The following is a 13,022-nucleotide window of genomic DNA, read 5'->3' as shown; positions in this document are numbered from 1 at the left end:
GCTGTTACCCCCAGGGCGAACCGGGGCTGAGCCGCGCGCGCCGGGTGAAACAATGTTGGGGTGAACCCCCATGACTCCCTGATTCCCATGCTGGGCCGAGGCCCGGAACCGGAGCAGCTCCGTCATGTCCGCACTATCCCAGCCCGTCAAGCCGAGCATGAGCCGTGGCCGGAGTGGGTGCATCCGGACCTGGTTGAGGCGTACGGGTCACTGGGCATCCGGGAGCCCTACCGGCACCAGGTGGAGGCCGCCGGCATCGCCCACGGCGGCGAGCACGTGGTGGTGGCGACAGGAACTGCCTCCGGAAAGTCGCTCGCGTACCAGTTGCCGGCCATCGATGCCGTGCACCGTTCCGAACTGCGCGTCCTGGCGGATCCTGGAAAGATCCACGACGACGGGGCGGTGACGCTCTACCTGTCCCCTACCAAGGCGCTCGCCGCTGACCAGCTCAATGCCATCCGGGCCCTCAGGCTGCCCACGGTTCGGGCCGAAACCTACGACGGCGACACGGACCCGGCCTCCCGCCGCTGGATCAGGGACCACGCCAACTTCATCCTGGCCAACCCGGACATGCTGCACTTCGGGATCCTTCCCAACCATGCCTGGTGGGCCGGGTTCTTCCGCCGTCTGCGCTACGTGATCATTGACGAGGCCCACAGCTACCGGGGCGTGTTTGGCTCACACGTGGCAAATCTGATGCGCCGGCTGCGCCGGATCTGTGCCTATTACGGCGCCGGCACCGCCTATCCCGAGCCGGTTTTCATGGCAGCCTCTGCCACCGCCTCAGAACCTGATGCCTCCTTCTCGCGGCTCATCGGCGCACCAGTGAAGGCCGTATCCCGCGACGGCTCCCCGCACGGTGCCACCACCGTGGCTTTCTGGGAACCTGCCCTGACTGAAATCCGGGGCGAGAACGGGGCACAAGAACGGCGCACAGCCATGGCTGAAACGGCCGACCTGCTGGCAAACCTCGTTTCAGCCAGGATCCGGACCATTGCCTTCATCAAGTCCCGGCGCGGGGCGGAAACCATCTCCTCAATCACCAAACGGCTTCTTGACGAAGTGGACCCCAGCCTGCCGCAGCGGGTGGCCGCCTACCGTTCCGGGTACCTGCCAGAGGAACGCCGGGCCGTGGAGAGAGCCCTGCGCTCCGGTGAGCTCCTGGGCGTCTCGAGTACCTCCGCGCTGGAACTCGGCATTGACATCTCCGGCCTGGACGCTGTCCTGGTGGCGGGCTGGCCTGGCACCCGAGCTTCCCTTTTCCAGCAGATCGGCCGGGCAGGACGGGCAGGGCAGGATGCCGTTGCCGCCTTCGTTGCCAGCGATGATCCGCTGGACACCTTCTTGGTGAACCACCCGGAAGCCATCTTCGACGTGTCAGTGGAAGCAACCGTCTTCGACCCTTCCAACCCCTACGTGCTCGGACCGCACCTGTGTGCCGCAGCCGCAGAGCTCCCGCTCGGTCCCGCTGAACTTGACCTGTTTGGAAGCACGGCGGAGTCCCTGCTGGACCGGCTGGTGGCCCAGGGCTACCTTCGCCGGAGGCCTGCTGGCTGGTTCTGGACGCACTCTGAAAGCGCCGCGGGCATGGTGAACCTGCGGGGCGACGGCGGCGGGCCCGTCAGCATCGTCAATGCCGAGACAGGATCGCTGCTGGGAACCATGGATTCCCCTCAGACCCATTACCAGGCTCACACCGGCGCCGTGTACGTCCACCAGGGTGACAGCTACGTGGTGGAGGACCTGAACGAAGATGACCACTGCGTGATGGTCCGCCGTGCCAATCCGGACTACTACACCACCGCCCGGGACGTCACGCAGATCGAGGTACTGGAAACCCAGCGGACGGTCGAGTGGGGTGATGTCACGGTCCACTTCGGCGACGTCAAAGTCACCACCCAGGTGGTCTCCTTCCAGCGCAAGGCCCTGGTCTCCAACGAGATCCTCGGAGAGGAACCGTTGGACCTTGGCGCCCGCGAACTGTTCACCAAAGCAGTCTGGTTCGTGGTTGACAACCGCTCCCTCACAGCCGCAGGCCTCATCGAAGCCCAGTTCCCCGGCGCCCTGCACGCGGCAGAACACGCAGCCATCGGCCTCCTGCCCCTGGTCGCATCCAGTGACCGCTGGGACATCGGCGGGGTGTCCACCGCCCTTCACGCGGACACCGGGTTGCCCACCATCTTCGTATATGACGGGCACCCCGGCGGCGCGGGCTTTGCCGAACGCGCCTTCGACAAGGCGAAGGTGTGGCTCACTGCCACCCGTGACGCCATTGAGGCCTGCGAATGCGATTCCGGCTGCCCCTCCTGCGTCCAGTCACCCAAATGCGGAAACAAGAACAACCCACTGGACAAAGCCGCTGCTGTCTCCCTTCTTGACGTCCTCCTCAAAGACGCCACCGAAGCAGACAGCCTGAGTATCGAAGCGCAGCCCAGGGTGTAGGACCTGTGGCAGGACGGACGACCTGCTTCAGGTTAAGTACCTGAGCCAGCATGGACGACCTGCCTCAGGGTGGAGGGCCTGCACGGGCCTGTCCCGTGGCCGCTCCCAGTACGGTCCGCTCCAACAGCTCAGTCCGTATATCAATGGTCTGGCCTGGTCGCTCAGCGCAGCCCAGGATGGCGGCTCCCTGCCGGGCAGCAACCTCCGAAGCAACGGTGCAGGGATCCCCATCGGTAACGCCGCGGAGTGCGTCGGCTGCTGCGAGTGCTGCAAGGTCGGCAGCCGCCGCAGCCCTGCTGGCCAGGACGGCCGACTGTGCCAGCAGCAGCATTAGCGCCATGGCCGTCATCACCACCAGAGCGAGGCCGGCCGCCAGGACTGTCCCGGATCCGCGCTCGCAGCCACCTGACCCGTCCCTGCATCGCTGCCCCGGCCACATCAATCGCCGTCTCCTGCTCTTTTGACGTCCGGCTGGGCCTCGGGGTGTTTTAAGCCCTGCCTTCATCCTCCTGTCTCGCTCCTGGTGAAGGCCCTGGCCGTGAGCTGCCATGGAATAGAGGATCCAAGGGGACCCCCTACACGGTCAGTAACAGTAACGCTCAGCCATTCGCCCTCGGCCGAGACCGCCGCTGAAGCTGACGTTCCCGACAGGGTCCGCACGATCGCTTCAACAGTGGCGGGATCGTCACCGCGGGCAAGGGCGCGGGCGCCGGCCCGTGCTCCCTCCTCCAGCCGCAACTGGGTGACTCCGGCCGAGGCGCCTGCGAGCAGCATGGCCAGCAACAGCAGGACCGCGGGCAGCGTGACGGCGAACTCCGCCGTCACGGCCCCGCGCGAACGGCCTGGCCCGGGACCTTGGGAGCGGACCCCTGTCACGGCTAGGCCTTGAACGGGGAGCACGGCCGGCGCGCCTGTCACGGCAGGGCCAACGCGGTCCTGATCAGGTTCAGCAGGAAGCCACGGACCTCCTCGCTGCGGAGGATGAAGACCAGCAACCCTGCGAAACCCACGGCGGCGAGTGTGGCGATGGCGTATTCGGCTGTTGCCATTCCCGCTTCCGATCCCAGGAGGCGGCCAGCCCGCCGGGCGTCCTTGCGGAGGCTGCCACCGGGGTGGAGTTCCACCACGGTTGCCTGCTGGTCCGCAATTCCTTGCGGGTCGCCGCGGCGGTGCTTGATGCTGTGGTGCTCCCTCAAGGCTGGGCGTGCGGCGTCGAGCGCTGCAGTTCCGTCCATGTAGTGGCGGCGGTAGTGAGTGGACATATGGTGTTTTCCTTTCTTTCGGCCGGCGGAGTTGCCGGCTGTCTTGACTCTTCCGGGCCTTGGCAGCAGCAGTAAGGCCCGCGTACTGGTAAGTGGAAAAGCCGGGCCGTTGCCCTGTGTGGAGGAGAAGACCCGGTGTGGAGGAGAAGAGGAGTGCCTAGTACCCGGAAGGCACCAGGGCAAGGAGCACCGGCACCACACCCAGGCATATGAAGGCCGGAAGGGAACACAGGCCCAGCGGAACAACCAGTTTCACGCCCAGTGAGGCGGCGCGCTTTTCTGCTGCCCGGAACCTCTGCCGGCGTAGCCGGGCAGCCTGGGCGTAAAGAATGGCCGACGACGGGGCACCGGTCAGCGCCGCAAACCCCAGCGCATCCCGCAGTTCCAGCACCTCCGGCAGGCGGACCGCGCTGCTGCGCCAGGCCGTTTCCCAGTCAGCGCCTATGGCCAATGCAGCGACCACCGGCTGGAGGGCATCTCTGTAGCTGGCGGAAGCGGCAGCCAAGACCAGCTCGAGTGAGCGTCCTATGCCCGACCCGGCGTCCAGCATGGCGGCCACTAGTTCCAGCATCATGGCCGTATCCCGTAGGCCCCCGGACATCCTGCTGAAACGGAATTCTCCGGAGCCGGCGGCGGACGCATCTGCAGTGGGGAATGTTGCCCGTGAGCGCACGGCGCGCAGCCTCTTCCTCGCACTCCCCTGGCCCGTACACATAAAACCCGCCGCCCCGCTGAGGACCAGGAAGAGCACGAAAGCTGACGCAAAGGGCGAGGTCATGGCATGTCAGCTCCAGCTGCTGCCGCGACAAGCCGGGCCGACCACACTCTTCCGGCCACCGTCAGGCCGGCCCCCGCGGCGAGGGCAGCCAGCCCCCAGGGTGTTCCCAGCAGCATGGTCAGCGGATCCACCTCCAGTGCGATCCCAAGGCCCAGCCCCATCAAGGGAAGCCAAGTGAGAAGGCTTACCGTTGCTTTCGGGCCGGCCAGGGCAGTTTGGCGTGCGGCATCGGCGTCATCCTCCACTTCAAGCTGTGCGGCGAACCTGGCAAGTACATCTGCCAATGGGCAGCCGCTTGCTTCTGCAATGTCGAAGCAGGCGGCCAGGTCCGACCAGATCCGGGGCTCCCTGCCCCGCCGGGGAAACGCGATGGGCAGGGCCCGGCGAATTGCGTGTGAGACCGGAGTACCGCTGGCCGCTGCGGCACGGGCTGAGGCCAGCAACGCGGCAGATCCCTGGGAGAGGCCATGGGAGGGGGAAGCTGGGGAGCCATAAACCGTCCAGATTTCATCCCAAAGCCGGGCTTGTGCTCGACCGCCCTTGAGCAGGGCAGCCAGTTGCTGCACCACCAGGGTCATGGAAGTGGCAGGCTGTCCGGATCCTTTCGCGGCGCCGTGCCGAGTCCCTCGAAGAAGCTGTCCCCAATGAAAGCCCCCGATCGAAAAGCGCCGGCCGCTCGGAACGATGCCGGTCCGGCCTGCGCCGGCACCCGGCGGGGAGCTGGAACCTGAAGGAGTGCCGCGGGCCCAGGCACGGCGCAGCCTGGCAGGAGCGCCGAGCGGGGGCTTGACCAGCAGCACCGCGGCCAGTGCCAGGGCAACGGCAAGGAGAGCAGTCATTCCGGCTCCTCGAGTCCCAGTTGCGGACCCAAACCTGAGCCCGGGCCAAGTCCTAAGCGTTCCGCAAGCACGTGCCAGCCTGGACCCGGAGCCAGTGCACCCGCGCCAGCCTCCAGGGCCGGCAGAACGGCAAGGCCGTCCGGCCCGTCCCCCACCAGACCCACACAGGTAACCTCCCGGCCCTTTCGCGTCCTGTCCACATGGATCACCACGTCCAGTGCGCTCGCGGCCTGCAGCCGGATCGCCTGGGCATCCAGTCCCGCGAGCGCACCCAGCGCGGTGAGCCTGGCAGGAACGGCAGTAGCGGCGTTCGCGTGAATGGTTCCGCCCCCGCCGCTGTGGCCGGTGTTCATGGCCGTGAGCAGCTCCTGCACCTCGGCGCCGCGGCATTCACCCACCACCAGCCTGTCCGGCCGCATGCGCAATGCCTGCCGGACGAGGTCTCCCAAGTCCACCTGGCCGCCGCCTTCAAGGTTCCCGTGGCGGGATTCCAGGGACACGATATGGGGATGAACAGGATTCAGTTCTGACGCATCCTCGATGAGAACCAACCGTTCGGAGGGAGAGCAGAGGCCGAGCAGCGTAGACAGCAGCGTGGTTTTCCCGGATCCGGTGGCCCCGCTGATCAGGAAGCTCAGCCGGCGCTCCACCACCTTCTCCAAGACCTGCTGGAGCGCGGGGCCGAACATGCCGCCCGCCTGCAGCTCATCCATGGTGAAAACACGTTCGCGCCGGATCCGGATGCTCAACAGCGTCCCGGCCGTGGAGACCGGGGGCAATACGGCATGGACGCGGTAGCCGCCAGCCAGCCGGACGTCCACACACGGGGAGCCATCGTCAAGCCGCCGGCCGCCTGCGGCCACCAGCCGGCACGCCAGGGCACGCAGCTGGGCTTCGCTGTCAAAGGCCACCGGCATGCGCTCGATGCCGCTCCCTTTGTCCACCCAGACGGAGTCCGGGGCATTCACAAAGATATCCGTGACGGCGGAATCGCGGGTGAGCCCCTGCAGGGGTCCCAGACCGTTCAGTTCAGCGCTGATCCGTTCAACGGCGGCGAGCGAGCCCGCCGTTCCCAGCAGCTTGCCCGTTGCCTGGACCGCAGCTGCCACCCTGGACGGTGTCACCGCCTCCGCTTCGGCCATCATGGACTCGCGCACCGATTCAAGCAGCCCGGCGTCCACGGCCTGCCCTGAGCCGGGACGGCGTTCGCGCAGGCGCCAGTCACCCTGGCCTTGCTCCAAAATCCGTGCCCGTCGCCGGAGTCCTTCGTCCTGTCCCGGTCCCTCCGTGCGGTGCTGCCTCATCCAAGCTCCCCGGAAGGGACGTTGTCGCCGAGAAGATCCAGCACTGAAGCAGCGAAATGCCGGACACTCCGGCGCTTGCCCAGTTCCAGGAGGCGGCCGCTTTCCATGGCTGCAGGGACTCCCCGCAGCTCAGGCACGCGGCCTTGGACGGGAAGTCCGATCGCTTCGGCAATCATGAGGCCGTCCAGCGCCCCGCCGGGCTTGCTGCGGAGCAGGAGTGCAGCCTCCACCGGGGGAAATTCCTGCAGCAGCCGCACCGCCGCGACGGCAGCCTTCAGCTGGGCCGGAACCACCAGAGCGATCCGGTCGCAGTCCCAGGCGAAGGAATGGATGGGCTCCGTTCCCCGCCCGATGTCCACCACCACCAGCTCATAGCCCCGCCGTGCGGAATCAAGGACGCCGGCGGTGGCGGCAGCGGCAACCGGTACGTGCTGCTCCCGGCTTGCGGGCCAGGACAGGAACGAGAAGCCGCCGGCTACAGGAAGGGAGTCTGCAAGCTGCTCGGGATCGATGCTGCCCCTGGCCCCGGAAAGGTCGGGCCAGCGCAGGCCCGGGTTCTCTTCGGCGGCAAGGGCAAGTTCCAGCCCGCCGCCCCAGGGATCGCCGTCCACCAGCAGCACACGGACGCCGAGGCTGGCAGCGGCCTGGGCTATCCAGATCGCCGTCGTAGTGGCCCCGGCGCCGCCGCAGCCACCGGTCACACCTAGAATCAGGCCGCCCGGGCCGGGCGAACGGGACCGGCTCAGATGGTCGGCAAGCCATGCTGCGGCATCCGGCAGAACAGCCACCCGCTCGGCTCCGAGAACAGCGGCAAGGTGCCACAGGCTGTCACCCTCACCGTCCAGTCCCACCAGGACAGCCGGTGCCTGCCGGCGCGGCGGCAGCTCTCGGACGTCGCTTCCCACCAGGACGGCGGCAGCGCTGTCCCAATGCTTGCCTGCCGCAACCGCATCGGCCACCACACGCACCTGAGCTCCCGCGGCTGCGACGATCCGCTCCACCTCCGCCCTAAGCAGGGCGGACGACGTCACCAGCAGGACCTCGTCTCCACCCTCGGGCAGCCACGCGTGCGCATCCCCTCCCCCGGCACTTCCCGGCGCAACGGCGCGGGAAGGTTCCCGGGCACCCGGCTCTGCTGCAGTGAAAGCCCCAGTCTGGCCCGGTTCGGGATGGGAGGGAATTAGCTGATGCCTGCTCATGGAGCCACTCTCCGCCCCGGCAGGAGAAGCCGGCAGAGGGCCATCGCCGTATGTGGAAAAAAACCAGGGCTTTGGGTATTGGCGGTACCACTTCCAGGGCCGCAAAGGGGCGCTGGCACACCCCGAAAACAAGGCAGAATAGGACCCATGTACCTGCTGCTCGCCGCCCATCCATCCGGTGCGGCGCTGCAGGAAGTCACCCAGGCCGGGCAGCCTGTGCCCGCCGCCCCGGAACCCAGGATTATCGGCGCGGGCGAGCTGCCCGCCGTCGTCCGCGGTTTGGAACAGCGCCGGCGCGACGGTCTGCCGCCCCGATGGATCTGGCACCGCACCCAGGACTGGTACCCCGGCCTGCTCGCTGCCGGCGTCGAACTGGAGAGGTGCTACGACCTGAGCCTGTGCGGCAGCATCCTTGCATTCTCGCAGTTTGCCGGACGCACCGGCTATGCCAGGAACGCGGACCGGAGCACCGTTGAGGACCCGCTGCTGCCACCCAAAGCACTGCAGCCACCGCCACCTCCGGCGGAGCAGGCCGCCCTCTTCGAGGCTCCCTCACCCGGTCCCGGTAGACGGCATACCCTGGAAGAACTTCGCGCCGAATACGCAGCCCAGCAGACGGCGCTGGCCGCGGTCAGCCAGGAGGAGAACCAGCGGAGCCGACTGCAGCTCCTCCTTGCAGCTGAATCGGCCGCCGCGATTATTGCGGCGGAAATGCAGCACGCCGGCGTCCCGTGGCGGGAGGACCTGCACGAGCAGATCCTCGCGGACCACCTTGGCCCCCGCCCAGCCCTAGGCCACCGCCCAGCAAAACTTGAGGCGCTGAACCAGGAACTGCGCGGGCTCCTGAACTCGCCAACGTTGAATCCGGATTCCCCCCAGGAGCTGATGCGGGCACTGCACCGCAACGGCATCGAGGTCAAAAGCACGCGGAAGTGGGAGCTGCGGGAATCCAGCCACCCCGCCATCGAGCCGCTGCTGGCCTACAAACAGCTTTCCCGCCTGCATACGGCCAATGGGTGGTCCTGGCTGGACGCCTGGGTGGCCGGCGGCAGATTCCGGCCGGAATACGTGGTGGGTGGAGTGGTCTCCGGCCGCTGGGCCTCCCGCGGCGGAGGGGCCCTGCAGATACCGCGCCAGATTCGTGGTGCAGTCCACGCTAACCCCGGCTGCAAGCTGATCGTCGCCGATGCCTCCCAGCTGGAACCGCGTGTCCTGGTGGCCCTCGCCCGGGACTCTTCCATGGCGGAGGCGGCCAGGGACCAGGACCTCTACGCAGGCATCGCCGCCACGGGGTTCGGCGGAGACCGGGCGAAAGCAAAGACGGCTTTGCTCGGGGCCATGTACGGCGCCACCTCAGGCGAGGCCGGCCGCCTCATGCCGCAGCTCGCCCGGACCTATCCGCGGGCAGTCGAGTTCGTGGAACAGGCGGCGCGCACCGGTGAGGCCGGCGGGACCGTCACCACAAGGTTGGGCCGGAGCAGCCCGCCGCCGTCGGAACGATGGTCCCAGAGCCAGCGTTCCACCACCGCGGAAGAGCAGCGCCGGGCGGAATCCATTGCCCGGGCGCGGGGACGTTTCACCCGTAATTTCGTCGTCCAGGGTTCGGCCGCTGACTGGGCGGCGTGCTGGCTCGCGGAATTACGACGGCAGCTGCGCACCCTCCGTGAGGAGGGCGGGGGCAGGGCGGAGCTCGTCTTCTTCCTGCATGACGAAGTGATGGTGCATGCGCCGGTGGAAGCGGTTGACGCCTGCATCAAGGCCATCGAAGACGCAGCCAGCACTGCCAAGGAGCTACTGTTCGGCCCCATACCTGTCGAATTCCCGGTAAGCGTCGCCGTCGTCGATTCCTATGACCAAGCCAAGTAGCCAGTTCAGCGCCTGAAGAGTCTGTGATGTCCGGGGCCGTGACTACTGAAGTAACCTACCCGGGAGTAGCTCGACCATGCCGCGTGACGGGCGTTACAGTTCATAGTGACTGAGGCAAAGCGGTCGGCAGGCTGATGCAAAGACGCACACCAGGGGAGGTCCCGGCATATGGCGGGCAGGTTTGAAATACATCGAGTGGGAGACGAGTCGTACCGGCTCCGGCTCACCGACGCAGAAGGCAACACGGTGGCCGTATCACCAAACTTCAAGTCACTGAATTCACTGCTTGAAGGAGTAAAGGCGATGCGCGAAAACGCCGCAACCGGCGTCGTTGTGGATCTCCGCCAGCAACAAGCCTGACGCTACACGCCCACGGTGTGGCGCCGGCTCCGGTCCCACGGAACGGACCAGCCCAGCTGTTCGAACAGCCCGTTCAAAACAATTCCTGTGAACCCCCACACCACCACGCCATTAACGGTGAAGGCAGGGCTGTCGAAGCTGCGGCCGGCGCGATGCACAGTGGCCATCACGCGGTTATCCGGGTCCAGCAGATCCCTGACGGGGACCCGGAAAACCTGGGCGGACTCGGCGTAATCCACTACACGGATGGGCGAGGGCGAGCGCCACCACGCAAGCACGGGCGTGACCAGAAAGTTGCTGTGCGCAAGGCCCAGCTCCTGCAGGCAGCCCAAAACTTCCACGCCGCCGGCGTCGAGCCCGGTCTCCTCTTCGGCCTCGCGCAAGGCCGCCTGAACAGGCGTTTCCCGAAAGTCAATGGCGCCGCCCGGAAACGCCACCTGGCCAGGGTGCGAGCCCAGAGTATGCGCACGTTCCAGAAGCAGGATATCAAGGTCGGCGGGGGCCAGCGGCTTGCCGGAGGCTGCGGGGACGTCATCAAGGGCCCCAAAAAGCATTAGCACAGCCGCTTTCCGGGCCACCGCTGCGTCTACCGTCAGCGCGGCCCACAGCGGATCCGGAGCGGCGGCCGCTCCGGACTCTGCCCGGCGGACCAGCCGGAGCAGGTCGTCGCGGGCGCTCATGTGCTCCTCTTCTGCGATTCCATCCGGATCTCCGCCGCGCGGTGGCTTTCCTTGAGCAACTGCTCCAGCAGCGCCTCGCTTCCGGGCGAGAGCTCGTACTTCAGCAGCTTCGCCGCCTTCCCGGGGTCGGTCTCTCCCAGCCCGTAGCTGGGGCACCAGGTGGCAACAGGGCAGGCGCCGCAGGCCGGCTTCCGCGCATGGCACACCCGCCTCCCGTGGAAAATCACCCGGTGGGACAGCATGGTCCAGTCCTTGCGCTCGAACAGCGCGGCCACGTCCTGTTCAATCTGCACCGGGTCCTCAGACTGGGTCCAGCCAAACCTTTTCGCCAGCCGGGCGAAGTGCGTGTCCACGGAGATGCCAGGAATGCCGAAAGCGTTGGCCAGCACCACGTTGGCGGTTTTGCGTCCCACACCCGGCAGCGTGACCAGCTCCTCCAGCCGCCCCGGGACCACGCCGTTGAAGTCGTCCACCAGGCGGGTGCAGAGCGAAATGACATTCCTAGACTTGGCCCGGAAGAACCCGGTGGGCTTTAGGATTGTTTCAAGCTCCACGGGGTCCGCCTCTGCCAGGGACCTGGCATCCGGATACCGGGAGAACAGCACCTTGGTTACCTGGTTCACGGTGACGTCGGTGGTCTGGGCGGACAGGACCGTTGCCACGAGCAGTTCGAACGGGTTGCGGAAATCGAGTTCGGCGTGGGCGTAGGGGTACTTATCGGCCAGCGCCCGGTGGATCCGCCGGGCCCGCCGCTTCAGGGCCAGAACCGATTCGGAGGAGACCACGGGCATTCCCGCGGACTGGCCGGCGGAGGCCCTGACTCCGCCGGCCTTCGGGACCCGGGGCAAGGCCATGGGTCAGCCGCGCTCGATGTTGCTGAGATCCCGCAGGACGCCCAATCGCCCGTCGGTGTGCTGTACCAGGAACTCGTGGCCGCGGTCCTCCAGGGCCAGAACCCAGCCGCCCGGCTCAATCACGAACGCGGGTGCGCCGGTGCGGGGGTCATAGGCGGTGCGGTGCTGTGCGACCGCAAACCAGAAAGCTTCGTGAATGGGCTGGTCTTCCGGCTCCTCCGGGCGGCTGGATGGATCCACCGTCGCCCCGATCGGCTCCTCGGTACGGATCTGCGGATGCACAGCGGTGGCGGCCGGCGGCTCCCAGCTGCCCTGACCGCTCTGCCGGGAACCGGCAGCCTGGCCGGACGGGGCAGACTGCCGCGCGCCGCCGTCGTGGTTGCCGCCAGAGGCTAGGGAGCTTCCAGTGCCTGTGGCCGGAATGTCGCCCAGCTGGGTTTCTTCGGCAGCGGGTGTTGCGGAAGGGCTTACGACGTCGGCTGCCTGGGTTGCGGGTCCGGGGTCACCGGAGGGAGTCCGGTCGGACACCTCGGGAGCGGTGGAAACGGGCGGGGCCGTGCTGGGAATTGCTGCCGTGGCGGGCGCAGCCGCTGCCCCGGCCCGCCCGGCGGACACTGCCTGTCCGGCCGAATGTGCATGTACTGCCGGACCGGCATGCACTGCCGGACCGGGCTCGGAGCCAGGCTGGGCAGAACCGGACTCAACTGCCGAGGACCCTGCCCCTGCTCCCCCGAACAGCCCGCCACCGGACAGCACTTTGGAGCCGAATCCTGATGCTTTTGAAGCGGACTCCACCTTCGGCTTTTTGGGAGCCCGGGGCTTCTGGACGGGGACAGCAGCTTCACGGGCCACCACATGTGCCGGGACTTCGGCGCGGTCCTGGAAGTCTGCGGAAATGTAGGGCAGGAAGCGGCCCAGCACCGTTGCGGCAAACAGGACCAGCGAACCCACCAGGCCCACCAGGAAGCTGGGGACGTAGGCTGCGGCCACGGAAAGGAAGAAGAAGGCCACGGCGAAGGAAGCCACCACTGAGGCGAACTGGTCGATGGAAAGGGAACCGATCCGAATCTTCGTGGCGGGAGCCAGCCTGCGGGCGGCGAAGAGTGCGCTGACGATCAGGGGCAGGATGATGCCCAGCCCCAGGAAGAAGAGATTGTTAAGATTCCACAGGTTGTAACGGGCACCAAAGATCGGCAGCAGCGAGGCCACGAAGAGGATCAGGGTGCCGCCGAACACCGCAAGGTCCCGGATAGTGAACGGGCCGAGCACTGCCTCGTTGGCGTTCCCAGCCTTGCCTCCCTTGAGGGCGGTGCCCCCGGCGGCCTGGGGGCCTGCCCCCTCAGCCGGTCCGGTGCCCTGCCCGGAACCTGCTGTCTCGGGGCCGCTCTTCTGGCCGTAGCTCTGCTGGTTCATTCTGCTCTCCTTAGCGTGGCGGCAC

The 13,022-nt window shown here is 67.2% G+C and carries 13 protein-coding genes; 3 read left to right on the top strand and 10 right to left on the bottom strand.

All coding sequences use genetic code 11. The features are described from left to right. Positions 1-60: 60 nt before the first annotated feature. On the top strand, positions 61-2,442 hold the full coding sequence (locus FDW81_RS13630; protein WP_138134717.1) for a DEAD/DEAH box helicase: 2,382 nt from the start codon (positions 61-63) through the stop codon (positions 2,440-2,442). A 64-nt stretch (positions 2,443-2,506) separates the two neighbouring features. On the opposite strand, the gene FDW81_RS13625 is transcribed toward FDW81_RS13630, so the two are convergent. The 7 genes from FDW81_RS13625 to ssd all read right to left on the bottom strand — a co-directional run bounded on the left by FDW81_RS13625 (position 2,507) and on the right by ssd (position 7,686). Continuing rightward, positions 2,507-2,881, bottom strand: coding sequence for an Rv3654c family TadE-like protein (locus FDW81_RS13625; protein ID WP_138134716.1), 375 nt, complete (start codon positions 2,879-2,881; stop codon positions 2,507-2,509). Positions 2,882-2,943: 62 nt separating this feature from the next. Next, positions 2,944-3,318, bottom strand: coding sequence for a TadE family type IV pilus minor pilin (locus FDW81_RS13620; RefSeq protein ID WP_138134715.1), 375 nt, complete (start codon positions 3,316-3,318; stop codon positions 2,944-2,946). Between the two features lie 38 nt (positions 3,319-3,356). Next, on the bottom strand, positions 3,357-3,704 hold the full coding sequence (locus FDW81_RS13615; protein WP_138134714.1) for a DUF4244 domain-containing protein: 348 nt from the start codon (positions 3,702-3,704) through the stop codon (positions 3,357-3,359). A 157-nt stretch (positions 3,705-3,861) separates the two neighbouring features. Further along, on the bottom strand, positions 3,862-4,482 hold the full coding sequence (locus FDW81_RS13610; protein WP_138134713.1) for a type II secretion system F family protein: 621 nt from the start codon (positions 4,480-4,482) through the stop codon (positions 3,862-3,864). Then, positions 4,479-5,321 carry a hypothetical protein gene (locus tag FDW81_RS13605; RefSeq protein WP_138134712.1) on the bottom strand — a complete coding sequence of 281 codons (843 nt, stop codon included), beginning with the start codon at positions 5,319-5,321 and terminating at the stop codon, positions 4,479-4,481. Before FDW81_RS13605 ends, FDW81_RS13610 begins: the two co-directional genes overlap by 4 nt. Next, positions 5,318-6,625, bottom strand: coding sequence for a TadA family conjugal transfer-associated ATPase (locus FDW81_RS13600; protein ID WP_138134711.1), 1,308 nt, complete (start codon positions 6,623-6,625; stop codon positions 5,318-5,320). The genes FDW81_RS13605 and FDW81_RS13600 overlap by 4 nt, the downstream gene beginning before the upstream one ends. Then, a complete protein-coding gene (gene ssd, locus FDW81_RS13595; RefSeq protein ID WP_240720279.1) occupies positions 6,622-7,686 on the bottom strand; it encodes a septum site-determining protein Ssd in 1,065 nt (354 codons plus the stop codon). Before ssd ends, FDW81_RS13600 begins: the two co-directional genes overlap by 4 nt. Before the next feature lie 285 nt (positions 7,687-7,971). On the opposite strand from ssd, the gene FDW81_RS13590 reads away from it, so the two are divergent. Together FDW81_RS13590 and FDW81_RS13585 are read left to right on the top strand one after the other, a co-directional pair. Further along, complete coding sequence (locus tag FDW81_RS13590) at positions 7,972-9,690, top strand: bifunctional 3'-5' exonuclease/DNA polymerase (RefSeq protein WP_138134709.1); 1,719 nt, start codon at positions 7,972-7,974, stop codon at positions 9,688-9,690. 195 nt (positions 9,691-9,885) lie between these two features. Further along, complete coding sequence (locus FDW81_RS13585) at positions 9,886-10,050, top strand: YegP family protein (RefSeq protein WP_370279042.1); 165 nt, start codon at positions 9,886-9,888, stop codon at positions 10,048-10,050. Positions 10,051-10,052: 2 nt separating this feature from the next. On the opposite strand, the gene FDW81_RS13580 is transcribed toward FDW81_RS13585, so the two are convergent. From FDW81_RS13580 to FDW81_RS13570, 3 genes are all read right to left on the bottom strand, one after another. After that, the gene (locus tag FDW81_RS13580) at positions 10,053-10,730 is read right to left on the bottom strand and encodes a CoA pyrophosphatase (RefSeq protein ID WP_138134707.1); all 678 of its coding nucleotides are present in this window, start codon (positions 10,728-10,730) and stop codon (positions 10,053-10,055) included. Beyond that, positions 10,727-11,521, bottom strand: coding sequence for an endonuclease III (nth, locus tag FDW81_RS13575; RefSeq protein ID WP_138134772.1), 795 nt, complete (start codon positions 11,519-11,521; stop codon positions 10,727-10,729). The genes FDW81_RS13580 and nth overlap by 4 nt, the downstream gene beginning before the upstream one ends. A 66-nt stretch (positions 11,522-11,587) precedes the next feature. After that, positions 11,588-12,997: a hypothetical protein gene (locus FDW81_RS13570; protein WP_138134706.1), complete on the bottom strand. Its 1,410-nt coding sequence runs from the start codon at positions 12,995-12,997 to the stop codon at positions 11,588-11,590. Positions 12,998-13,022 lie beyond the last annotated feature (25 nt).

Source organism: Pseudarthrobacter sp. NamB4 (assembly GCF_005796185.1).
GTDB lineage: Bacteria > Actinomycetota > Actinomycetes > Actinomycetales > Micrococcaceae > Arthrobacter.
Note: the sequence above shows the minus strand (reverse complement) of the source record. Positions and strands in the feature narration are given on the sequence as shown.

Excerpts from the sequence above, each read along its gene's own strand:
- FDW81_RS13625 (WP_138134716.1), bottom strand. The coding sequence starts at position 2,881 with ATGTGGCCGGGGCAGCGATGCAGGGACGGGTCAGGTGGCTGCGAGCGC.
- FDW81_RS13615 (WP_138134714.1), bottom strand. The coding sequence starts at position 3,704 with ATGTCCACTCACTACCGCCGCCACTACATGGACGGAACTGCAGCGCTC.
- FDW81_RS13610 (WP_138134713.1), bottom strand. The coding sequence starts at position 4,482 with ATGACCTCGCCCTTTGCGTCAGCTTTCGTGCTCTTCCTGGTCCTCAGC.
- FDW81_RS13605 (WP_138134712.1), bottom strand. The coding sequence starts at position 5,321 with ATGACTGCTCTCCTTGCCGTTGCCCTGGCACTGGCCGCGGTGCTGCTG.
- FDW81_RS13600 (WP_138134711.1), bottom strand. The coding sequence starts at position 6,625 with ATGAGGCAGCACCGCACGGAGGGACCGGGACAGGACGAAGGACTCCGG.
- FDW81_RS13590 (WP_138134709.1), top strand. The coding sequence starts at position 7,972 with ATGTACCTGCTGCTCGCCGCCCATCCATCCGGTGCGGCGCTGCAGGAA.
- FDW81_RS13580 (WP_138134707.1), bottom strand. The coding sequence starts at position 10,730 with ATGAGCGCCCGCGACGACCTGCTCCGGCTGGTCCGCCGGGCAGAGTCC.
- nth (WP_138134772.1), bottom strand. The coding sequence starts at position 11,521 with ATGCCCGTGGTCTCCTCCGAATCGGTTCTGGCCCTGAAGCGGCGGGCC.
- FDW81_RS13570 (WP_138134706.1), bottom strand. The coding sequence starts at position 12,997 with ATGAACCAGCAGAGCTACGGCCAGAAGAGCGGCCCCGAGACAGCAGGT.